Consider the following 20,602-nt stretch of genomic DNA (forward strand, 5'->3'; position numbering starts at 1 on the left):
ATTAATCAAATAAGAGGACGCTGTTATGCGCATCGTTTTGCTGGGTGCACCGGGCGCGGGTAAGGGAACGCAAGCTCAGTTCATCATGGAGAAGTTCGGTATTCCGCAAATTTCGACTGGCGACATGCTGCGTGCCGCTATCAAGGCCGGTACCCCGCTGGGCCTGAAGGCCAAAGAAGTGATGGACAAGGGCCAGTTGGTGTCTGACGACATCATCATCGGCCTGGTCAAGGAGCGCATCAGCCAGGACGATTGCGCCAAGGGCTTTTTGCTCGACGGTTTCCCCCGCACCATTCCCCAGGCCGACGCCATGAAGGAAGCCGGTGTTGCCGTGGATCATGTGCTGGAATTCGCCGTGCCCGACGAAGAGATCGTCAAGCGCATGAGCGGCCGCCGCGTACACCCGGGCTCCGGCCGGGTTTATCACCTGGTATACAACCCGCCCAAGGTGGAAGGTAAAGACGACGTGACCGGTGAAGAGCTGGTGATCCGCGCCGACGACGAAGAAAGCACCGTGCGCAAGCGTCTGGCCGTGTATCACGAGCAAACCGCTCCGCTGATCGATTACTACAAGCAGGAAGCCGAAGCCGGCCACACCCAGCACCACAAGGTGGATGGCACCCAGTCGGTGGAAGCGGTCAGCCGGGAGCTGACCAGCATTCTGGCTTAAGCCGGTATGGTTCAAGCCGGGCCTGTGAAGGTCCGGCTTTTTGTTGTTGGTAAAAGGCAGGTAACAAGGTGAAAACAGGCGTTTTACTGGTCAACCTGGGTACGCCTTCCGCCCCCACCTCGGCGGCGGTAAAGGCCTTTCTCAGTCAGTTTCTGCACGACTACCGGGTGGTGGACTTGCCCCGCTCGCTGTGGTGTCCGTTGCTTCATGGCATTATTCTGCCGTTTCGTTCGCCCAAGGTGGCCAAACTCTATCAATCCATCTGGTGGCCGGAAGGCTCGCCGCTGATGGTGGTCAGTCGTCGTCAGCAGGCGGCATTGCAAAAGGCGCTGCAGGATGAAGGCATAGACGTGCCGGTGGCGCTGGGCATGAGCTATGGCGAGCCGTCCATTGCCTCGGCCTGGCAGCAGCTCAAGGAGCAGGGCGTAGACCGGGTCATTGTGCTGCCGCTGTATCCGCAGTACTCGGTCAGCACCACCGCCTCGGTGTTTGACAGCTGGGCCAGATTAATGAAGCAGGAGCGGCTGGTGCCGGCCTTGCGGTTTGTGCATAACTATCACGACTTCAGTGGCTACATCGGCGCCCTGGCCGACTCGGTGCGGGCACACTGGCAGGAGCATGGCCGGGGCGACCTGCTGCTGCTCTCTTACCACGGCATTCCCAAGCGCTTTGAAAACCAGGGCGACCCTTACGGTCAGCAGTGTCATCGCACTTCCGAACTGCTGGCGGAAGAGTTGGGGCTGGAGCCGCATCAGTGGCGCACCACCTTTCAGTCGCGTTTTGGCCGGGAAGAGTGGCTCAAGCCCTATACCGACGAAACCATGAAGGCGCTGCCAAAGGAAGGGGTGAAAAAGCTGGACGTGATCTGCCCGGCCTTTTCTGCCGACTGTCTGGAAACCCTGGAAGAGATCGCCGAGCAAAACCAGGAGCTGTTCATCAAGGCCGGGGGCGAGCAGTATCGCTATATTCCTGCCCTGAACGACAACCCCGCCCATATTCGCATGCTGGTGGATCTGGTCTGCCGCGAGCTGGTGTGATCTCACTCCATATCGGTCGCTTGATTGGCTGGTAGGTTGGAATTCGCTTCGCTCATTTCAACCTACGGCCCTTGAAAGGCGTCAATCCCATAAATAAAAAACCGGCGCTGCCCTCGGCAGCGCCGGTTTTTTATTGTTCGTTACAGGGTGAACGGCGCTCAGTGCAGCGGGTTGCCCGGCACTGCCGGTCCGATCACAAAAAGGCGCGCATCGGCTTGCCGCTGGTGCAAAAAGGTTTCATCTTGCTGTTGCCAGCACACCACGGCGGCAATGGTCGGGCTGGCCAGCGCTCGCTGCAGTTGCTGTGGGGTAAGCCGCTGGGCGTCCAGCACGCGGGCCGGGTTGATGCCGGCGGCGGCAAGGCGTTGACGGCACAAGCGGGTGGGGGCATTGGCCACCAGGATCCAGCCGCCGTTGCCGTGGCTCAGGGCCGCCAGCCGAGTGAGCACCTCGGGTTGCGGTGCCGTGTTGAGCGCGGCGGAATGACAGTGGGGCAGCGCCTGCTGCGATGGGATCAATGCCTGCTTGCGGATTAACGAAAGGTTCATCATGGATCGGCCCTGCCTGTTGTTTTACTGTTTATACATACAGTATTCACTCGGGGCGGTTTGGTCAATATTTAACTGGTTAAATTTACAGTGTTTCGATCATGCCGGCTGCCAAGCCGGTCGGTTACCGACAGGAGGGCGAAATGGACAGAACGCAACTGGAACGAATGGACATTCACATGGTGCTGAGCATTCTCAATGAAAAACTGCGCATCGAGTGCGACAGCCTGGAGGCGCTGCTGGCCCGTTACGAACTGGACGGCGGCTGGCTGAGTGCGCGCATGGCGCAAATTGGTTACCGCTACGACAGCCACAGCAACCAGTTCAGGGCCGCCTCGACGCGCTGATTACACCGACATTTCAAAAGGGAGCCAGACTGCGGGGTCTGTTGTCGCCGTTACTGTCGTTGGGCAGGGAGTGCACAGCAGACCGTTAACCTGTTTGATAACGCGCCGACCGAAGCGGCGCCTGTCGTTCTTCTCGGCGGCCGGCACGCAAAAAAGCCCGGGCCGGACTGTCGGCTCGGGCAAAATGGTTGGACCTGTAAGCCCCCCCTACAACCTCTCAGTAGTACTCAGTATTCCACTTCCACGTTGCCGCTGGGCACGCTGCAACAACTCAGCACGTAACCCTCGTCGATGTCTTCATCGGTAATGCCGCCGTTGTGCTCCATGGCCACTTCTCCCTTGAGCACCTTGACCTTGCAGGTGCCGCAAATGCCCATGCCGCAGGCCTTGGGAATGTGCAGGCCGGCCTGGGCGGCGGCGCTGTGCAGGGTTTCGCCGGGCAGAATGTCCACCTGCAGGTCGCTGTCGAGGAAGGAAATGGTCAAACGCTCTTCGGTGCGCTCCATCTCTTCGGCCAGATCCGAGGCCTCCTGGGCCAGCAGCTCCACGTCTTCAATCACTTCTACCGGCGTGGCGCCAAAGCTTTCCTCGTGGTAACGATCCATGTCGAAACCGGCCTGTTGCAGCAGGTTGCGCACCGCCTTCATGTAGGGGGTGGGGCCGCAGCAGAACACTTCCCGCTCCATAAAGTCGGGGGAGATCTGGCTGAGCATGGCGCTGTTCAGAAAGCCGCGATAGCCACTCCAGGTCTCACCAATGTCCGTGCGTTCGCAGATCAGGCTCAGCTGAATATTATTCAGCCGCGAGTCCATGTGCTGCAGCTCTCGGTAGAACACCAGATCCTTGGGTGTGCGGGCGCTGTGCACAAATTGAATATCGACATCGGCGTTGGTGTCGAACCACCAGCGCATCATCGACATCACCGGGGTGATGCCCACGCCGCCGGAAAGCAGCAGCACCTTGTCGTTGGGAAAGTCGATGCAGTTGAAATTGCCCACCGGGCCGTGCACCGCCAGGGCGTCGCCTTCCTTGAGGTTGTCGTGCAGCCAGTTGGACACCACGCCGCCGGGCACTCGTTTGACGGTAATGGAAAAGCTGTAGGGCACCGAGGGCGAAGAAGCGATGGTGTAGCTGCGCATCACCGTCTGCTCGTCAATTTCCAGCTCCAGGGTAACAAACTGGCCGGGTTTGAAGAAAAACAGCAGCGGGCTTTCGGCGGTGAAGCAGAAGGTACGCACGTCCCAGGTTTCCTGAATCACGCGCACACAGCGCACCGGGTGGCGACCGTTGCTCCAGGTCTGGGTATTGATGGGTGAAATAAAGTCCTGATTCATCGCTGTCCTCCGCTGGGGCGGCGAGGGGCCCCGTTGTGTCCTTGTTGCCGGCATTCTTGATGAGATTTAGCCGGCGCGGTTGCCTGAAAACGACATGGAAATATCCGTCAGCCCCGTTTTGCCGTTAATGAGCGTGAAGCCGGGGCCAGACGCCGGCTTGCGGGTCGTAAAAGCAGGCGGGGCGAGTCGTTTTCAGACAACCGACACCGCCCGGGCAGGATAACAATACGCCCATCGGCGGTATGGTTTTCCGCCCTTTCAACTCAGCAAAGGAAGCAATGCAGATGGAGCAGAGCAACACCACCGTTATCGGCACCGCCCCCGGACTGGCGGATACCGTTCAGCTGCTGCAGCAGCGTCGTCCCGGCTACTCCCTTCCCCAGGCCTGCTATAACAGCCAGTCGGTGTTTGAAGCCGACATGGAGCAGATCTTTTGCAAGGAATGGCTGTATGTGGGGCTGACCTGTGAAATTCCCAAAACCGGCAACTACATCACGGTAGAAGTAGGCAACAACCCCATTACCGTGGTGCGCAACAAGGAAGGCGTACAGGCCTTTCACAACGTGTGCCGGCACCGGGGCTCACGGTTGTGTACCGAGAAAAAGGGCAAGGTGGCCAAGCTGGTTTGCCCTTACCACCAGTGGACCTATGAGCTGGACGGACAGCTGATCTATGCCGGCAACGACATGGGTGAGCAGTTCAACAAAGGCGACTTTCCGCTGAAAAAGGTACACACCAAGACCGCCGGTGGTTACATCTTTATCTGTCTGGCCGACAACCCGCCCGACATCGACGAGTTTCTGGCATCGCTGGAGCTCTATTTGGAGCCTTACGATCTGGAAAACGCCAAGGTGGCGGTGCAGTCCGAAATCGTTGAAGACGCCAACTGGAAGCTGGTGATCGAGAACAACCGGGAATGTTACCACTGCAATGGTTCTCACCCCGAGCTGCTCAATACCCTGCTGGAGTTCGACGACACCACCGATCCCCGCGCGACCGACGCCTTCAAGGCCCATGTGGCGCGCATGGCCGAACAATGGGACGCGGAAAACATTCCCCATGAGCATGTGTCGTTCGGATTGCGCAACCGCATGGTGCGCATGCCCCTGGCCGAAGGCAAGGTGGCCATGACCATCGATGGCTCCAATGCCTGTGAGAAGACCCTGGGCCGGGTCAAGAACCGGGAGCTGGGTTCACTGCGCATTCTGCACCTGCCCAACTCCTGGAACCACGGCCAGAGCGATCACCTGATCACCTTCCAGGTGGTGCCGCTGGGGCCGCAGAAGACCAAGGTGATCACCAAGTGGGTGGTGCACAAGGACGCGGTGGAAGGCGTGGATTATGACGTGGAAAAACTGCGTCTGGTGTGGGATGCCACCAACGCCCAGGACCGCGCCCTGGCCGAGGAAAACCAGCGTGGCATCAACTCCATCGCCTATGAGCCGGGCCCTTATTCACCCACCTACGAGTTCGGTGTGGTGAACTTTGTCGACTGGTACGCCGATACCTTCGTCGCCAACGCCGGCGGCCAGACCCTGTCCGTCAAACTGCCGGAGTAAGCCGAAAGCCCGGAATGGTAATGTGAATCCCGGGGTTCGACGGTCATCCCTGTGTTTTACCTTGTGGCCCTCGCGAAAGCGGGGGCCATTCATTTCTTCCCCGCCGCATTGCGTCTGCAGCAATGTGACCCTTGTGGTGTATGTGCCCAGAGTCACTCGACGTTCCTTTTTCCTGTCGTATTCGCGCCGTTATTGGCTCACGAACGGTCGCATTTGAGACAGTGATATATGCAGGCACCCGTAGTATCCATATGTGTTTGAACCCGCCCTGCAAAGGGCTCTCGAATACCATCAACACGGCACATATCGGAAAGGACACCGCATGAAAACCATCGGCTTCAACATCAAGACCCTGCTTGCCTCCGCCATTACCGCTGCCTGCCTGGCCAGCACCAGTGCCCAGGCGTTAACCCTCAAGCTGGCTACCGACTCCGGCACGCAGGGATCGCCAGCCGGTGAAGCCCTGAAAAAATGGGGCGAGCTGATTGAGCAAAAATCTGGCGGCAATATCGAAACCAAGGTGTTCTACCAGAACGAACTGGGCGGTCAGCAGGAAGTGTTTGACCTGCATGTAGCCGGCGATGTGGACGTGATGCTGAACTGGCCCATGACGTCCTACGACAAGCGCATTGGTGTCATCTACACCCCCTACATGACCCTGTCCTGGAAGGAAGCGCTGGAAGCCTACAGTCCGGGCGGCTGGGTCAACAACCTGCTCGGCGGTGTATATCAGGACATTGGCCTGAAGTTCTTTGGCCCCTGGCCGGAAGGCTTTAACGGCGTCGGTTCCCGGGACAAATATGCCCTCACCATCAAGGATGCGGACGGCCTCAAGGTGCGCACCATGACCGTTTTCCCTGCGCCCCAGACCATGCAGGCCCTGGGTTACCAGACTGCCGCCATTGATTGGGGCGAGGTCTACACCGCGCTGCAGACCGGTGTGGTGGATGGCGAGGCCGGCAACGTCATTTACTGGGATTACGAATATTTTAGAGACACGATTGACCACTATGTACAGACCAAACACTTCTTTATGACCGGCGTGCTCTCCATGAACCTGGACGTGTGGGAAGGCATGACCGAAGCGCAGCAGCAAGTCGTGCAGGAAGCCGCAGTGGAAATCATGAACGAGCAGTTCAAGGCCGCGAAGGAGCAGGACGAGTACTACATCCAAAAGGCGCAGGAAGCCGGCATGAAGTATTTCGAGCCCAGTGACGAGCAGTTGCGTGAGTTTGCCAAGGCCGCCCGTGAACAGGTCTGGCCGTTGATGGACAAGGAAATCGGTACCGAGATTATGGATACCATTCGTGCCAACGCGACCGGCCTTTAATCGGCCAGTCATTTCACTCGGGGCCGGCAGTCTTCGGGCCGGACCGTTTCCAGGGGGCTATCAATGAACGGCAGATTTTTTTCCGGGCTGGACCGGCGGGTGGGCTGGTTACTGGAAGCGGCAGCCTTCACAGCCAGTTTGCTGGTGGTTGGGCTGATGCTGTTTCTGGTGCTGGCGCGATATGTGTTTGGCTGGTCGGTGGTGGGCCTGCTGGAGCTGATTATGCTGTTCGGCATGTGGCTCTATATGCTGGGGGCGTTGATCGCCAGCCGGCGCAATGAGCACCTGGTGGTGGATTTCGTTGAGTTGCAGATCACCGATTATCGCCTCAAATTGCTGCACAAAGCGCTGATATCGCTGATCACCTTTGCTATCTGCCTGTTCTTTGTGCTGCTGGCCTACCGCATGCTGGCCTGGGGCCTGCGCCGGCCCCAGTCGACCCCGGGCATGGGCATTCCGCTGTGGCTGCCCCAGGCGTCGATCATGCTGGCGGCCGTGGGTTGCAGTTGTTATTCGCTGCGAGACTTGCTGAGGGCCGTTGCCGGCCTGTGCGGAGCGAACACCGGCTCTCGCCAGCTGAAAGAGGAGCACTGACATGGAAGGTTTTTTTGCCATCGGGCTGTTAATGCTGCTGATGGTGATCGGGGTGCCGGTAGCCTGGTCCTTTGCCGGGGTGCTGGCGTACATGGTGTATGTGTATGACGCCAATCTGAATACCCTGATGCTGCAGGGCTATCGCTCGGTAGATTCGGTGATCCTGATTGCACTGCCGTTGTTTGTACTTACCGGTTATCTGATGCAAAGCGGCGGCATTGCCAAACGGCTGGTGGACTTTATTGAGGTGATGATCGGCAAGCGCAAAGGCGGCATGGGGGCATCCATGGTCATGGCGTCGGGTATTTTCGGCGCCATTGCCGGCACCGCCACGGCGGCGGTGGCATCCATCGGCACCATCATGATCGGCCCGCTGGAGCAGCGCGGCTATCCACGCAGTTACTCTTCGGCGTTGCTGGGCATATCGTCGCTGTTGGGCATTCTTATTCCGCCCTCGATCACCATGATACTGTTTGCGGTGGTTACTCGGCAGTCGGTGGCGGCCTGCTTTGCGGCGTCGGTGGGGCCGGCCATTTTGCTGATGCTGGGGCTTATCCTCGCCAACCGTTTTGGCGTGGGGCGGTTTTTTGAGGAAGTGAGCAGTGCCGCAGGCAAGGGGCTGGACACATCGCCGGGCAAGGGCAGGGCAACGCTCAAGGCCTTTCCGGCGCTGTCGTTGCCGGTGATCATTCTCGGGGGGATTTATGGTGGTGTGTTTACCCCCACCGAGGCGGCGGCGGTCGCGGCTTTTTCGGCCATGATGATCGGGTTTTTTATCTACCGCGACATGAACCTGAAAAGCTTTGCCCGAAGCGTGGTGGCGGCGGCAGAAACCACCGGCACGGTGATCCTCATTCTGCTGTTCAGCTTTATGATCGGGCGCATTCTGGCGTCGGAACGGATTCCTCAGGATTTGACCGAAATGGTCAGCACGCTCATCCAGAACCCGCTGCTGATTCTGATTGCGGTAAACCTGTTCCTGATTATTGCCGGCATGATCATGGATGACGTATCGGTGACCGTGGTCGTGGCGCCGTTGTTTCTGCCCCTGATGGTAGATACCGGTATTCACCCGGTGCATTTTGCCTCCATTGTCGCCTGCTCGGTGGTGATTGGTGCCAACAGCCCGCCGGTGGCGCCCATTCTCTATATGGCGTGCCGCATAGGTAAGGTGTCGATTCACAAAACGGTGAAACCCGCCCTGGCGTTGATGATCTTTGTGGGTCTGCCGGTGATGATGGTGACCACCTTCGTACCCGAGTTGTCGCTGTTTCTGCCGCGCTGGCTGGGGTTCTTGTAATAGCGTGAACGCAGAAATAAAAAGGGGAGCCGCCGGCTCCCCTTTCTATTTTGTCGCTATTTCACTGCAGGCTCTTTTCCACCAGGGCCAGCACCTCGGGGTGCATCAGCGCCCGCTGGGCCAGCAGCGCATTCAGGCGTTCCCGCCACCGCTCTCCCTCGGGGCCGGCCAGCAGCTCGGCCAGCAGGGGCTCGCAATCGGCCAGCCGCGCCGGGGCGGACACATTCCATGCCCGCAACCGGGCCAGAAAATCCTGCTGATCGATAAGGTCGCTGATCATCATGGGTGGGCTCTCCTGTTCCTAAAAGCGCAGGCTAATTCCCGGCGCGACCGCTGACAAGGCCATTTGCGACATGCTGTCGCAATGGAAACAGAATATGACGTTCGCGACGGAACTGGTTAACAGGGTGTCGCATTGGAGAAGTTTCAACCAGTCGTTAGCTGTTGAGATAGCGGACGGTACTGCACCGATGGGCGCCTGCAGCGCCCGGTCATCAACCGCAGTCGCGACCGGAGCCGTGTTTGAACTGAGCATGGCCCCGGTCGCGACTGACACAATCTATCCGACGGAGATCTCTTGCTATGGTTGGCAAAGATGGAATTTTGAAAGGAATGAGTCCGGCGGCAACGATCAGCTCCATGGTGATCGTTACCTTGTTTGTGCTGGGCGGCGCCCTTTATCCGGACGCCGCCGCCGGCCTGTTCAGCGCCGTGTCCAGCGGCATTCTTACCCACTTCAAATGGTATTACATTGCCATCGTCGCGCTTATGCTGGTGTTTTGCGTGGTGCTGGCGTTCAGCCGCTTTGGCCAGCTGCGTCTGGGCAGTGACGACGCCCGGCCGGAATACGGCCTGTTTTCCTGGTTCGCCATGCTGTTCAGTGCCGGCATGGGCATTGGTCTGGTGTTCTGGTCCATTGCCGAGCCCATCTACCACTTTCAGGCCAACCCCTTTATTGCCGAGGGGCTGACACCGGAAGCGGCGGAAGTGGCCATGCGCATTACCTTCTTTCACTGGGGGCTGCACCCCTGGGCCATTTATGTGGTAGTTGGGCTGGCGCTGGCTTATTTCTCCTACCGGCGGGGCCTGCCGTTGACCATTCGCTCGGCGCTCTATCCGCTCATCGGCAAGCGCATCTATGGCTGGATGGGGCATACCGTCGATGTGCTGGCGGTGTTTGGCACCGTGTTCGGGGTGGCCACTTCCCTTGGCCTGGGCGTGGCCCAGATCAACACCGGCCTCAATCACCTGTTTGGCGTTGAGGTGAGCACCGGCAATCAGCTGCTGCTGATCCTGGTGATTTCCCTAGTGGCCACCGCCTCGGTGCTGTCGGGCATTGGCCGGGGCGTGAAATGGCTGTCGGAGATCAACATCTGGCTGACCGTGGCCATACTGGTATTTTTGCTGGCCTATGGCCCCACCAGTTACCTGCTGCAGAGTTATGTGCAGGGCATTGGCGACTATCTGGCCCATGTGGTGCCGCTCAGCACCTGGACCGACGCCAGCAAAAACAGTGGCTGGCAGTCGGGCTGGACCGTGTTCTACTGGGGCTGGTGGATGTCGTGGTCGCCCTTTGTGGGCATGTTTATCGCGCGCATCTCCCGCGGCCGTACCATTCGCGAATTTATCTGCGGTGTGCTGCTGGTACCCACCCTGCTGGGCATGTTGTGGCTCACCCTGTTCGGCGGCACCGCCTTGTTCCTGGAGTTGACCCACACCGTGACCAACGCCGCCGGTGAAGCGGTCAGCGCCATTGGCCAGGCCGGCATTGTGACCGCTGTGGGCGAGAGCGTGACCTCGGCGCTGTATGTCACCCTGAGCCAGCTCGACGGCGGCACCATGGGCTATCTGGCCTCGTTGCTGGCCACCGTGCTGGTTGCGCTTTACTTCATTACCTCTGCCGACTCCGGCACCCTGGTAGTGACCACCATACTGTCGCTGGGTGAAGAGCATCCGCCCCGCAGCCAGCGGGTAATATGGGGACTGTCGGTTGCCGCGGTGGCGGCCATTCTGATGCTCGCGGGCGGCCTGACGGCCCTGCAAACCGCGGCCATTATTGCCGCCTTCCCATTCTCGATGGTGATCATGGTGATGATGTGGGGCCTGTTTAAGGGCCTGCACGAAGAGCTGCCGGCGCCCTTGCCGGTGGCCACCCGAGTACCGCCGGCACCCTGAGCCGCCAGGAAAGCGGGTTTTTAATCTAAAAAAGCATAACGAAACCGCCTTTTTATGGCGGTTTTCTCATATTTATGGCTGGCGGGCTTCAGACGCTTCAACCGGCACTCATCAGGCGTAACCATATGTAAAGCCATATCATTTCAGACTTTTCATGAGCATTTCATATATGAGTAAAAGGTTAATTATGACGCCTGATATTCAAACTGTGACTGAGCGCCTAAAAATGAACGGTATTCGTCTGGCGAAAAGTAAAACTAATGTTATATGTTTTGCTTATGGGCGGATTTGCTACGCAAATGCCACTCCATGAAATGTCGCAATCACGATAAAAAGGATCCCGAATGCGACCGCACAGGGACCAGGAGCAAGAGCAATGAACGAACCACAGCGTGTCGGCTTCCTGTTAGTAGACAACTTCACCATGATTTCCCTGGCTTCGGCCATCGAGCCCCTGCGCATGGCCAACCAGCTGTCGGGCAGGGCACTTTATGAGTGGGTCATGCTGAGTGAAAGCGGCCAGCCGGTACGGGCCAGCGACGGCATGACCGTCACTCCGGATCACGGCATTCACGACGCCGGTCACCTCGACATGATGTTGCTGTGTGGCGGCGTGGGCGTGGCCAACGCCCGCAGCCGCAGCCTGCGGGCCTGGCTGCAACAGCTGGCGCACCGCAAGGTGAAGCTGGGCGCCCTGTGTACCGGCAGCTATCTGCTCGCCGACGCCGGGGTGCTCGATGGTTACCGCTGCACCCTGCATTGGGAATACATGGCCGCCTTCAAGGAGGCGTTTCCCCGGCTCGAAACCAGCAATGCGCTGTATTGCATCGACCGGGACCGGCTCACCAGCAGCGGCGGCACCGTGCCCATGGACATGATGTTGCACCTGATTGAAAAGGAACATTCCAGCGCCCTCAGCACCGCCATTTGCGACATGTTCCTGTGCGAGCGCATTCGCGATGGCCAGGAAGAGCAAAAGGTGCTGCTGCGCCACCTGGTGGGCCCGGCCCAGCCCAAGTTGGCGGAAGTGGTGGCACTGATGGAAGCCAACCTGGAAGAGCCCATTACCCTGGATGAGCTGGCCCACTATGTGGGGCTGTCCCGCCGTCAGGTAGAGCGGCTGTTTCAGCGCCACGTCAAGTGCTCGCCGTCGCGCTATTACCTCAACCTGCGCCTGAAACGGGCTCGGCAGTTGCTGCGCCAGACCTCACTGTCGATTATCGACATCGCCACCGCCTGTGGCTTTGTCTCTACCCCCCATTTCAGCAAGTGCTATCGCGAGTGCTTTGGCGTGCCGCCTCGCGACGACCGCCTGAGAAACGGCACCACCGCCAGCCACGGCATGGCCCCGCCGGCGAGTGAACTTAGCCTGAACCTCAGCAGCGCCCGCAACGAGCCCACCTTTGCCTCGGTCACGCTGTAATTTCACGCCTTCTCACAAGCAACAAGCCCCGCATTGCGGGGCTTGTTGTTTTTACAGGGGATTATCGGTGCTTGGCCAGAAAACGCTCCGCCACTTTCTGGTGGGCGGCCGGCATCTTTGACTTGCGCTCGTCCAGCCGGTTCAGAAACTGCTTGCGCTTTTGCTTGTCGGCGGCGCGCTCATAGCCCTGTTCCAGGTGCTTTTTGAACTGTTCGGGCGACATCTCTGCCACCTGCTGACGCTGTTCATGTTGTCTGTGGGGCTTGTGATCATGGTCTGCTGCATACAGTGGCGCAGCCATCACCAGGGAACCTAACAGCATTACCTTGATAGTTGTTCTCATCTCTTCCTCATCAGGGGCTTGGTCAACGCTGCCATTGTTGATGATCTTTGTGGCGCAGTTATGCCAGACAAGGGGATTTTGGTGACAAGGTGTGGCAGCCGTAACGGGCCGATACAGTTGGCATGCCCATCACCGACACATGCGCGGTGTCGTGACGTTTTTAACTATGCCCCGGTCGCTTTCAGCCACAGCGCCCCCATTGGCGCGGGATAGACTGCCCCTGAATCCGGTGAATACCGTGTCACCGTCAACCGAATGCGAGGAAGGGCAGGCTATGGAAAATGCAGCAGAGGTACACCGCCAGTCGATCGTGATCGACGGCCTCATTATCGCCAACTGGGGGCGCGAACTGTTTGAAGACATGCGCCGGGGCGGACTGACCGCCGCCAACTGCACCGTGTCGGTGTGGGAAGGGTTTCAGGCCACGGTCAACAACATTGCCGAGTTTAACCGTCACTTTCAGGAGCACGGCGATCTGATTCGGCCGGTGCGCACCACCGCCGACATTCTGGCTGCCAAGGAAGAAGGCCGCACCGGCATCATTCTCGGTTTTCAGAACGCCCACGCCTTTGAAGATCAGCTCGGCTATGTCGAAATCTTCAAGCAGCTGGGTGTGGGCATCGTGCAGATGGCCTACAACACCCAGAACCTGGTGGGCACCGGCTGTTATGAGCGGGACGGCGGTTTGTCCGGCTTTGGCCGCGAGGTGGTGGCCGAGATGAACCGGGTGGGCATTATGTGCGATCTGTCCCACGTGGGTGCCAAAACCTCGGAAGAGGTGATCCTCGAGTCCAAGAAGCCGGTGTGCTATTCCCACTGCCTGCCCGCCGGGCTCAAGGACCACCCGCGCAACAAGTCGGACGCCGAGCTGCGTTTCATCGCCGAGCACGGCGGCTTTGTGGGCGTGACCATGTTTGCGCCCTTCCTGAAGAAAGGCATTGAGTCCACCGTCGACGATTACGTCGAGGCCATTGGTTATGTGCTGGACATCGTGGGTGAAGACGCCATCGGCATCGGCACCGACTTTACCCAGGGGCACGATCAGAACTTCTTCGAGTGGCTGACTCACGACAAGGGCTATGCCCGCCGCCTGACCCGTTTTGGCGAAATCATCAACCCCGAAGGCATTCGCACCATAGGTGAATTCCCCAACCTCACCGAGGCCCTGCTGCGCAATGGTTATTCTCCGCGACTGGTGGAGAAGATCATGGGCGGCAACTGGGTTCGTGTGCTCAAGGACGTTTGGGGCGAATAAGCAGAATCAAGGAAGCAAGGGAGAAACAACAATGTCAGTACATGCACCCGAAATGCCGATTGAAGTAGACGCCGACACCGGCGTGTGGACCACAGACGCCCTGCCCATGCTCTATGTGCCGCGTCACTTCTTCGTGAACAACCACATGGCCATCGAGGAAGAGCTGGGCCCGGAGCGCTATGCCGAAATCCTCTACAAGGCCGGTTACAAGTCGGCCTGGCACTGGTGTGAAAAAGAAGCCGAGTGCCATGGCATCAGCGGCGACGCCGTGTTTGAGCACTACATGAAGCGCCTGTCTCAGCGTGGCTGGGGCCTGTTCACCATTGAGCAGTTGGATATTGCCGCCGGCACCGCCCGGGTTCGCCTGGATCACTCCGCCTTCGTATATCAGTACGGCAAGGTAGAACGCATGGTGGATTACATGTTCACCGGCTGGTTCGCCGGCGCCATGGATCAGATTGCCCAAAGCCTGGGCTATGCGGTGCGCACCCAGGCTCGCCAGACCCAGAGCGGTGCCCAGAGCGGCTGCGATTACGGCCTGTTTGAAGTGAGCCCGCTGTAAGGCGCGTTTTCGGCACGATTATTTTCGGCGGGCCGGGAATACGGCCCGCAGCATGTACAAGAGGATTCCAGGATGGGACAGTTCGACGCCTTGTTTCAACCCATGAACATCAACAAGCTCACCATTCGCAACCGGGTGGTAAGCACGGCCCATGCCGAGGTGTATGCCACCGACGGCGGCATGACCACGGATCGCTACGTTAAGTATTACGAAGAAAAGGCCAAAGGCGGCCTGGGCCTGGCCATTTGCGGCGGCTCCAGCGTGGTGTCCATCGACAGTCCCCAGGCCTGGTGGAGCTCGGTTAACCTGAGCACCGACCGCATTATTCCTCATTTTCAGAATCTGGCCGACGCCATGCACAAGCACGGCGCCAAGATCATGATTCAGATCACCCACATGGGCCGGCGCTCCCGCTGGGACGGTTACAACTGGAGCACCCTGGTATCGCCGTCCGGCATTCGCGAGCCGGTGCACCGCGCCACCTGTAAAACCATAGAGCCGGAAGAAATTCAGCGCATCATCGGCGACTACGCCCAGGCCGCCCGCCGTGCCAAGGAAGGGGGGCTGGACGGAGTGGAAGTGTCCGCCGTGCACCAGCACCTGATCGATCAGTTCTGGAGCCCGCGGGTCAACAAGCGCACCGACGAATGGGGCGGCAACTTTGAAAACCGCATGCGCTTTGGCCTGGAAGTGCTCAAGGCCATTCGCGCCGAGGTGGGCCCCGACTTCGCCGTGGGCATGCGCATCTGTGGTGACGAGTTCCACCCCGACGGCCTCAGCCACGACGACATGAAGCAGATCGCCAAATACTATGACGACACCGGCATGGTGGACTTCTTTGGCGTGATCGGCTCCGGTTGCGACACTCACAATACCCTGGCCAACGTGATTCCCAACATGAGTTACCCGCCCGAGCCCTTCCTGCATCTGGCGGCGGGCATCAAGGAAGTGGTGACCGTGCCGGTGATCCACGCCCAGAACATCAAGGATCCGAACCAGGCCCAGCGTATTCTGGAAGGCGGCTACGTCGACTTCGTGGGCATGACCCGGGCGCACATGGCCGACCCGCACCTGATCACCAAGATCAAGCTGGGTCAGGTCGACCAAATCAAGCAGTGCGTGGGCGCCAACTACTGTATCGACCGTCAGTACCAGGGCCTGGACGTGCTCTGTATTCAGAACGCGGCCACCTCCCGCGAGCACCTGGGCATGCCCCATATTATCGAGAAAACCGACGGTCCCATTCGCAAGGTGGTGGTGGTGGGCGGCGGCCCCGGTGGCATGGAGGCGGCCCGGGTGGCGGCCGAGCGCGGCCATAACGTGGTGCTGTTTGAAAAGGCGCCCGAGCTGGGCGGTCAGATCACCCTGGCGGGCAAGGCGCCCCAGCGTGACCAGATTGCCGGTATTACCCGCTGGTACGCCCTGGAGCTGGCCCGCCTCAAGGTGGATGTGCGTCTGGACACCGCCGCCGATCTGCCCGCCATCATGGGCGAGCAGCCCGACGTGGTGATCCTGGCGGTGGGCGGTACTCCCTTCCTGGAGCAGAACCCCGAGTGGGGCGCGGAAGAAGGCCTGGTGGTGAGCACCTGGGACATTCTCTCCGGCAAGGTAGAGCCGGCCAAGAACGTGCTGGTATACGACACCATTTGCGAGTTTTCCGGCATGTCAGCGGCGGATTACCTGGCGTCCAAGGGCAGCCTAGTGGAGATAGTGACCGACGACATCAAGCCCGGCGCGGCCATTGGCGGCACGACCTTCCCCACCTATTACCGCTCGCTCTATGAGCGCGAGGTGATCATGACTTCCGATCTGGCCCTGCACAAGGTCTACAAGGAGGGCGACAAGCTGGTGGCGGTGCTGGAAAACGAATACACCGGCCAGCAGGAAGAGCGGGTGGTGGATCAGATTGTGGTGGAGAACGGCCTGCGTCCGGACGAGCGGCTGTATTACGAGCTGAAGGGCGATGCGGTCAACAAGGGCCAGATTGATCTTGAGGCCCTGTATGACGCCAAACCCCAGCCGGCCTTGGCCGAGCACGGCAAGGGCTATCTGCTCTACCGTCTGGGCGATTGCGTATCCCAGCGCAACACCCATGCCGCCATCTACGACGCCCTGCGTCTGTGTAAAGACTTCTGAGTCTGGGGCCGGGGGCAACCCCGGCCCTGCGAGGAGCCCGCTATGTTCGAGCCTGTGATCCCTTATTTGTTAACGCTGGCCTTTGCCCTGGCCGCCATCGGCGCCATGCGCCGGGTGCGGCTGTGGCGCCGGGGCCAGGTCAGCCCCGTGGCCTTCTGGCAGGGACTGGCCGCCATGCCGCGCCGCTATCTGGTGGATCTGCACCATGTTGTGGCGCGGGACAAGTACATGTCCAATACCCACGTGGCCACCGGCGGCGGTTTTGTGCTGGCGCTGGTGCTGGTGGTGCTGGTGCACGGCCTGGGCCTGCACAGCGCCTGGCTGGTATGGCCGTTGCTGGGTGCCAGCCTGCTGATGACGGTGGGCGCGCTGTTTGTATGGAAGCGCCGGCAAAAGCCCGCCAGCGAACTGCCCAACTCGCGGCTGTCCCGTGGCCCCTGGCAAAGACTGCCGAAAAGCCTGCTGGCGTTTTCGCTGGGCTTTTTTATCGCTACCCTGCCGGCCGCCGGCATTCTGCCCGAGGGCACCGGCAGTGGCCTGCTGGCGCTGGTGCTGCTGGCGGTGTGCGCCTGGGGCCTGGGTGAGCTGGTGTTTGGCATGACCTGGGGCGGCCCCATGAAGCACGCCTTTGCCGGTGCCCTGCACCTGGCCTTTCACCGCCGTCCGGCCCGCTTTGGCGGCGGCCGCGACACCGGCCTGAAGGCGCTCGATCTGAACGCCGACAAGCTGGGGGTGGAAAAGGTCACCGATTTTAAATGGAACCAGCTGCTGGGCTTTGACGCCTGCGTGCAGTGCGGCCGCTGTGAAAGCAAGTGCCCGGCCTTTGCCGCCGGCCAGCCGCTCAACCCCAAAAAGCTCATTCAGGACATGGTGACCAGCCTGGCCGCCCAGGAAGAGGTGGCCTACCGCGGCAGCCCGCATCCGGGCCAGGAAGGCGCCGCCCGCACCGGCTGCCCCGACAAGCCGCTGGTGGAGAGCATGCTCGACAGCCAGACCCTGTGGTCGTGCACCACCTGCCGCGCCTGCGTGGAAGAGTGCCCCATGATGATTGAGCACGTGGATGCCGTGGTCGACATGCGCCGCTTTCTGACCCTGGAGCGGGGCCAGACCCCGGGCAAGGGCCAGGAAGTGCTGGAAAACCTGATTGCCACCGACAATCCGGGTGGCCTGGCCCCGGCCAGCCGCAGCCATTGGGCCGCCGATCTCAACATGCCGCTGATGAAGGACATCGGTGAGGTCGACGTGCTGCTGTGGGTAGGTGACGGCGCCTTTGACATGCGCAACCAGCGCACCCTGCGTGCCCTGGTGCAGCTGATGCGCGCCGCCGGAGTGGACTTTGCCTTTCTCGGTAACGAAGAGCTGGACTCGGGGGATCTGGCCCGCCGGCTGGGCGACGAAGCCACCTTCCAGCGCCTGGCCAAGGCCAATATTCGTACCCTGGGCAAGTACCGCTTTAACCGCATTGTCACCGCCGATCCGCACTCGCTGCAAAGCCTGGGCACCGAATATGCCGAGCTGGGCGGTGAGCTGAACGTGGTGCATCACAGCGAGCTGCTGGCCGAGCTGCATCAGCAGGGCAAACTGGCGTTCAGCAATGGCCAGAGCGGCAAGCTGACCTACCACGATCCCTGCTACCTGGGTCGGTATAACGGCGTCTATGACGCGCCCCGTTACCTGCTCGACCAGCTCGGCTTTGAGCGCACCGAGATGGAGCGCAGCGGTTTCCGCTCCCGTTGCTGTGGCGGCGGTGGTGGTGCCCCTGTCACCGACATTCCCGGCGAGCGTCGCATTGCCGACATGCGCATGGACGACGCCCGGTCGGTGGATGCCGAGCTGATGGCGGTGGCCTGCCCCCAGTGCACCCTGATGATGGAAGGGGTGGTGGAGCCCCGGCCCGAGGTGAAGGACATTGCCGAGCTGCTGCTTGACGCGCTGGTGCAGCCTGCCGAGCAGCCGAACAAGGAGGAAGCCCATGTCTGACGTCATTCGCAAGGATCCGCGGCTGGCCTGGATTGCCCGCAACCGGCTGCATCCGCGTCACGGCGAGCTGAGCGGCCAGCCGTTGCGCGGCCCCACCGGGCTGCTGCGCAAGAACCCGCGGCCCCAGTGGCAATACGGCCCCAGCGGCCTGCGCCGGCTCGATCGGCTCAACATGCACGGCAACGCCGGGGTGACCACCCTGGTGCGCAAGGCCAGCGAGCAGCCGCAGCTGCCGCTGCATGTGGTGGAAAGTCCGCAGCACTACATTGCCGTCTGGCTGCCGCTGTCCGGCGGCCGCCTGACCGGGCACGGCAAGGACGTGCTCGGCCTGGCCCAGCAACTGGCGGCGGCCCAGGCCCAGAGCACGGCGGTGCTGGGCCTGGTGTGCGGTGAGCTGAAAGAGGGCATTGACGAGGCCGGGGTGGATCGGCTGCTACAACTGGAAGGGGTGGAGGGCTACCAGCCCGAAGCCTGGACCGAGCTGTGCCTGCAGGCAGACAGCGAATACCAGCCGCTGCACTGGCTGTTTCCCGATGCCGGCGAGTCGGCCGAGCTGGGCCGCCGGTTGTCGGTGGCCCTGGGCGAGCGGCCCGCCACCGGGGTGTGGAAGTGGGAAGGGGAACAACTCATTGCCCGCAGCGGTGCCGGCCACCAGGACATTACTCGGCCGCTGTGCCGGCTGCTGTTGCTGTTGGAAGAATGTGCCATGCCCTGCACCGAATACCGCTATCAGACCCTGCCGGTGGAATTTGAGGCCGATGCCTTGCCCACCGCCCGGGTACAGGATAAGGGCCGGGTGGCGGTGGATCCGTCCGACATTCCCCTGGCCGAGGCGGAGTTTATTCTCTCCGCCGGTAACGGGGTACACGACTGGGAGCAGTTCCACCAGGCCGCGACCTTGTTGGGGGCCGCCGAAGGGGCCAGCCGGGTGGCGGTGGACGACGGCTTTATGCCGCGCAACCGCCAGGTGGGGGCCACCGGTACCTGGGTGAGTGCCCGGGTCTACATTGCCGTGGGCATTTCCGGCGCCGTGCAGCACCTGCAGGGCCTGGGCAAGGTGGAAAAGGTGGTGGCCATCAACCAGGACAGCGACTGTGACATGGTCAAGCGGGCCGGCCTGAGTGCCATTGGCGACAGCCGCGAAATTCTGGCGGCGCTGATGGAACTGGCGTCTGCCAAATCGGAGCAGGAGATAAGCGATGCAGCCTGAACATCTGAACATTGCGGTGCTGGTGAGTGAAGGCCGTCACCCGGTATCGGGCCGCGCCCGCCGTGCTCTGCAGGATGCCTGCGCCCTGGAAGTGGCCTTTGCCCTGGGGGGCGAGCTTGAGGTGATCCATGCCGGCGATCCGGAGCGCCCGGCGCTGCAGGATTACCTGGGCATGGGTCTGCAGCGCATGACGGTGCTGCGTCAGGGGCAGGACGATGACGCGCTGTCGGTGCTGGCGCCCTACCTGGACGAACGCCAGCCCGATCTGCTGCTTACCGGCATTCATGCCGAGCAGGGCGAGGGCTCGGGCATGCTGCCCTACCTGCTGGCCGAACACCTGGGCTGGCCGCTGGTGACCGGCATTGCCGCCATCGAGTCCATCGAGGGGGACGAGGTTACCCTGTTGCAGGCCCTGCCACGGGGCCAGCGCCGGCGCATTACTGCTCGGCTGCCGCTGGTGGCCAGTGTGGATGAAGCCGCCGCCAGCCCCCGTCAGCTCGCCTTTGCCCGGGCCCGGCGTGGAGCCATCACCGAGCAGCTGCCGGTGGCCCCGCGTCGCGATGCCGAAAGCCATGGCTGGCAGTGGCAGGACGCCAGGCCCAGGCCCAAGCGGCTGAAAGTGGCTCGTGCCAAGACCGCCGCCGACCGCTTCAAGCAGGCCACCGCCAAGGCCCAGGGCGGCAAGGGGCAAATCATTCGCGATGACCCTCAGGCCGCCGCCCAGGCCATCTATGATCTGTTGGTGGAGGAAGGAGTATTGCGCAAATAAGCACTGTCTTGGGGAAGACAACGCAAAACG

At 60.9% G+C, this 20,602-nt stretch carries 19 protein-coding genes; 15 read left to right on the top strand and 4 right to left on the bottom strand.

All coding sequences use genetic code 11. The features are described 5' to 3' along the window. The first annotated feature begins 25 nt into the window (after positions 1-25). Together adk and hemH are read left to right on the top strand one after the other, a co-directional pair. Entirely contained in the window at positions 26-670 is a 645-nt protein-coding gene (gene adk, locus OJHNALOF_RS13485; protein WP_094198909.1) for an adenylate kinase, read from the top strand. Between the two features lie 68 nt (positions 671-738). Further along, positions 739-1,707, top strand: a complete 969-nt coding sequence (gene hemH / locus OJHNALOF_RS13490; protein ID WP_165662330.1) for a ferrochelatase — start codon at positions 739-741, stop codon at positions 1,705-1,707. 158 nt (positions 1,708-1,865) lie between these two features. Here the strand turns inward: hemH and OJHNALOF_RS13495 are convergent, their stop codons facing one another. Next, the gene (locus tag OJHNALOF_RS13495) at positions 1,866-2,258 is read right to left on the bottom strand and encodes a cell division inhibitor (protein WP_094198911.1); all 393 of its coding nucleotides are present in this window, start codon (positions 2,256-2,258) and stop codon (positions 1,866-1,868) included. Between the two features lie 140 nt (positions 2,259-2,398). On the opposite strand from OJHNALOF_RS13495, the gene OJHNALOF_RS13500 reads away from it, so the two are divergent. Continuing rightward, entirely contained in the window at positions 2,399-2,602 is a 204-nt protein-coding gene (locus OJHNALOF_RS13500) for a DUF4250 domain-containing protein (protein ID WP_094198912.1), read from the top strand. 227 nt (positions 2,603-2,829) lie between these two features. On the opposite strand, the gene OJHNALOF_RS13505 is transcribed toward OJHNALOF_RS13500, so the two are convergent. Next, positions 2,830-3,936 (bottom strand): hybrid-cluster NAD(P)-dependent oxidoreductase, encoded by a 1,107-nt coding sequence (locus OJHNALOF_RS13505; RefSeq protein ID WP_094198913.1) that lies wholly within the window; start codon positions 3,934-3,936, stop codon positions 2,830-2,832. A 284-nt stretch (positions 3,937-4,220) separates the two neighbouring features. On the opposite strand from OJHNALOF_RS13505, the gene OJHNALOF_RS13510 reads away from it, so the two are divergent. From OJHNALOF_RS13510 to OJHNALOF_RS13525, 4 genes are all read left to right on the top strand, one after another. Beyond that, complete coding sequence (locus OJHNALOF_RS13510; protein WP_094198914.1) at positions 4,221-5,495, top strand: SRPBCC family protein; 1,275 nt, start codon at positions 4,221-4,223, stop codon at positions 5,493-5,495. A gap of 322 nt (positions 5,496-5,817) precedes the next feature. Continuing rightward, positions 5,818-6,825, top strand: coding sequence for a TRAP transporter substrate-binding protein DctP (gene dctP / locus OJHNALOF_RS13515; RefSeq protein WP_165662331.1), 1,008 nt, complete (start codon positions 5,818-5,820; stop codon positions 6,823-6,825). A gap of 63 nt (positions 6,826-6,888) precedes the next feature. Then, entirely contained in the window at positions 6,889-7,419 is a 531-nt protein-coding gene (locus OJHNALOF_RS13520; protein ID WP_165662332.1) for a TRAP transporter small permease, read from the top strand. Between the two features lies 1 nt (position 7,420). Further along, on the top strand, positions 7,421-8,719 hold the full coding sequence (locus OJHNALOF_RS13525) for a TRAP transporter large permease (RefSeq protein ID WP_165662333.1): 1,299 nt from the start codon (positions 7,421-7,423) through the stop codon (positions 8,717-8,719). A 61-nt stretch (positions 8,720-8,780) separates the two neighbouring features. Here the strand turns inward: OJHNALOF_RS13525 and OJHNALOF_RS13530 are convergent, their stop codons facing one another. Then, entirely contained in the window at positions 8,781-9,002 is a 222-nt protein-coding gene (locus tag OJHNALOF_RS13530) for a hypothetical protein (RefSeq protein ID WP_094198918.1), read from the bottom strand. A 299-nt stretch (positions 9,003-9,301) separates the two neighbouring features. Between OJHNALOF_RS13530 and OJHNALOF_RS13535 the strand changes: the two genes are divergently transcribed. Both OJHNALOF_RS13535 and OJHNALOF_RS13540 read left to right on the top strand, forming a co-directional pair. Beyond that, positions 9,302-10,894 (top strand): BCCT family transporter, encoded by a 1,593-nt coding sequence (locus OJHNALOF_RS13535; protein WP_165662334.1) that lies wholly within the window; start codon positions 9,302-9,304, stop codon positions 10,892-10,894. 376 nt (positions 10,895-11,270) lie between these two features. Continuing rightward, a complete protein-coding gene (locus OJHNALOF_RS13540; protein ID WP_094198920.1) occupies positions 11,271-12,317 on the top strand; it encodes a GlxA family transcriptional regulator in 1,047 nt (348 codons plus the stop codon). Positions 12,318-12,378: 61 nt separating this feature from the next. On the opposite strand, the gene OJHNALOF_RS13545 is transcribed toward OJHNALOF_RS13540, so the two are convergent. Further along, positions 12,379-12,660, bottom strand: coding sequence for a hypothetical protein (locus tag OJHNALOF_RS13545; protein ID WP_165662335.1), 282 nt, complete (start codon positions 12,658-12,660; stop codon positions 12,379-12,381). Between the two features lie 274 nt (positions 12,661-12,934). Here OJHNALOF_RS13545 and OJHNALOF_RS13550 point away from each other — a divergent pair, with 274 nt between their 5' ends. The 6 genes from OJHNALOF_RS13550 to OJHNALOF_RS13575 all read left to right on the top strand — a co-directional run bounded on the left by OJHNALOF_RS13550 (position 12,935) and on the right by OJHNALOF_RS13575 (position 20,572). Next, positions 12,935-13,915, top strand: coding sequence for a dipeptidase (locus tag OJHNALOF_RS13550; RefSeq protein WP_094198923.1), 981 nt, complete (start codon positions 12,935-12,937; stop codon positions 13,913-13,915). Positions 13,916-13,946: 31 nt separating this feature from the next. Beyond that, on the top strand, positions 13,947-14,477 hold the full coding sequence (locus tag OJHNALOF_RS13555) for a DUF5943 domain-containing protein (protein WP_165662336.1): 531 nt from the start codon (positions 13,947-13,949) through the stop codon (positions 14,475-14,477). Between the two features lie 72 nt (positions 14,478-14,549). Continuing rightward, the gene (gene dgcA / locus OJHNALOF_RS13560; protein ID WP_165662337.1) at positions 14,550-16,613 is read left to right on the top strand and encodes a dimethylglycine demethylation protein DgcA; all 2,064 of its coding nucleotides are present in this window, start codon (positions 14,550-14,552) and stop codon (positions 16,611-16,613) included. 42 nt (positions 16,614-16,655) lie between these two features. Further along, a complete protein-coding gene (locus OJHNALOF_RS13565; RefSeq protein WP_165662338.1) occupies positions 16,656-18,593 on the top strand; it encodes a (Fe-S)-binding protein in 1,938 nt (645 codons plus the stop codon). Next, positions 18,586-19,803: an electron transfer flavoprotein subunit alpha/FixB family protein gene (locus tag OJHNALOF_RS13570; RefSeq protein WP_094198927.1), complete on the top strand. Its 1,218-nt coding sequence runs from the start codon at positions 18,586-18,588 to the stop codon at positions 19,801-19,803. Before OJHNALOF_RS13565 ends, OJHNALOF_RS13570 begins: the two co-directional genes overlap by 8 nt. Beyond that, positions 19,793-20,572 carry an electron transfer flavoprotein subunit beta gene (locus tag OJHNALOF_RS13575; protein ID WP_165662339.1) on the top strand — a complete coding sequence of 260 codons (780 nt, stop codon included), beginning with the start codon at positions 19,793-19,795 and terminating at the stop codon, positions 20,570-20,572. Before OJHNALOF_RS13570 ends, OJHNALOF_RS13575 begins: the two co-directional genes overlap by 11 nt. Positions 20,573-20,602 lie beyond the last annotated feature (30 nt).

The sequence above is a fragment of the Oceanimonas sp. MB9 genome, from assembly GCF_011319775.1.
Taxonomy (GTDB): domain Bacteria; phylum Pseudomonadota; class Gammaproteobacteria; order Enterobacterales; family Aeromonadaceae; genus Oceanimonas; species Oceanimonas doudoroffii.

Coding starts and splice junctions, on each gene's coding strand:
- OJHNALOF_RS13545 (WP_165662335.1), bottom strand. CDS start 12,660: ATGAGAACAACTATCAAGGTAATGCTGTTAGGTTCCCTGGTGATGGCT.
- OJHNALOF_RS13575 (WP_165662339.1), top strand. CDS start 19,793: ATGCAGCCTGAACATCTGAACATTGCGGTGCTGGTGAGTGAAGGCCGT.
- adk (WP_094198909.1), top strand. CDS start 26: ATGCGCATCGTTTTGCTGGGTGCACCGGGCGCGGGTAAGGGAACGCAA.
- OJHNALOF_RS13540 (WP_094198920.1), top strand. CDS start 11,271: ATGAACGAACCACAGCGTGTCGGCTTCCTGTTAGTAGACAACTTCACC.
- OJHNALOF_RS13555 (WP_165662336.1), top strand. CDS start 13,947: ATGTCAGTACATGCACCCGAAATGCCGATTGAAGTAGACGCCGACACC.
- OJHNALOF_RS13550 (WP_094198923.1), top strand. CDS start 12,935: ATGGAAAATGCAGCAGAGGTACACCGCCAGTCGATCGTGATCGACGGC.
- OJHNALOF_RS13505 (WP_094198913.1), bottom strand. CDS start 3,936: ATGAATCAGGACTTTATTTCACCCATCAATACCCAGACCTGGAGCAAC.
- OJHNALOF_RS13495 (WP_094198911.1), bottom strand. CDS start 2,258: ATGATGAACCTTTCGTTAATCCGCAAGCAGGCATTGATCCCATCGCAG.
- OJHNALOF_RS13530 (WP_094198918.1), bottom strand. CDS start 9,002: ATGATGATCAGCGACCTTATCGATCAGCAGGATTTTCTGGCCCGGTTG.
- OJHNALOF_RS13565 (WP_165662338.1), top strand. CDS start 16,656: ATGTTCGAGCCTGTGATCCCTTATTTGTTAACGCTGGCCTTTGCCCTG.
- OJHNALOF_RS13570 (WP_094198927.1), top strand. CDS start 18,586: ATGTCTGACGTCATTCGCAAGGATCCGCGGCTGGCCTGGATTGCCCGC.
- OJHNALOF_RS13525 (WP_165662333.1), top strand. CDS start 7,421: ATGGAAGGTTTTTTTGCCATCGGGCTGTTAATGCTGCTGATGGTGATC.
- dgcA (WP_165662337.1), top strand. CDS start 14,550: ATGGGACAGTTCGACGCCTTGTTTCAACCCATGAACATCAACAAGCTC.
- OJHNALOF_RS13520 (WP_165662332.1), top strand. CDS start 6,889: ATGAACGGCAGATTTTTTTCCGGGCTGGACCGGCGGGTGGGCTGGTTA.
- OJHNALOF_RS13510 (WP_094198914.1), top strand. CDS start 4,221: ATGGAGCAGAGCAACACCACCGTTATCGGCACCGCCCCCGGACTGGCG.
- OJHNALOF_RS13535 (WP_165662334.1), top strand. CDS start 9,302: ATGGTTGGCAAAGATGGAATTTTGAAAGGAATGAGTCCGGCGGCAACG.
- dctP (WP_165662331.1), top strand. CDS start 5,818: ATGAAAACCATCGGCTTCAACATCAAGACCCTGCTTGCCTCCGCCATT.
- OJHNALOF_RS13500 (WP_094198912.1), top strand. CDS start 2,399: ATGGACAGAACGCAACTGGAACGAATGGACATTCACATGGTGCTGAGC.